Here is a 412-nt window from a genome sequence, read left to right as displayed (position 1 = left end):
CATCAACCCGCTCGCCGCCTTGACGCAGAAGCGGCGTCTGAACGCGTTGGGTCCCGGTGGTCTGTCGCGTGAGCGGGCGGGCTTCGAGGTCCGCGACGTGCACCCGTCGCACTACGGCCGGATGTGCCCGATCGAGTCGCCGGAAGGGCCGAACATCGGCCTGATCGGCTCGCTGGCCTCCTTCGGGCGGGTCAACGCCTTCGGCTTCGTCGAGACCCCGTACCGGCGCGTCGTCGACGGCCGGGTCACCGACGAGATCGACTACCTGACCGCCGACGAAGAGGACAAGTACGTCAAGGCGCAGGCCAACACGGCGCTCAACGCCGACGGCAGCTTCGCCGAGTCGCGGGTCCTGGTGCGTACGAAGGGTGGTGAGACGGAACTCGCGCGTGCGGAGGAGATCGACTACATC

The 412-nt window shown here is 68.2% G+C and carries 1 protein-coding gene; it reads left to right on the top strand.

The genetic code is table 11. The features are described from left to right. Window positions 1-412, top strand: a 412-nt coding sequence (locus tag AAH991_RS40285) for an RNA polymerDNA-directed RNA polymerase subunit B (RefSeq protein WP_507185162.1), incomplete at both ends; no start/stop codon positions are given.

It is taken from the genome of Microbispora sp. ZYX-F-249 (assembly GCF_039649665.1).
GTDB lineage: Bacteria > Actinomycetota > Actinomycetes > Streptosporangiales > Streptosporangiaceae > Microbispora > Microbispora maris.
This window is presented reverse-complemented; position numbering and strand designations above follow the sequence as displayed.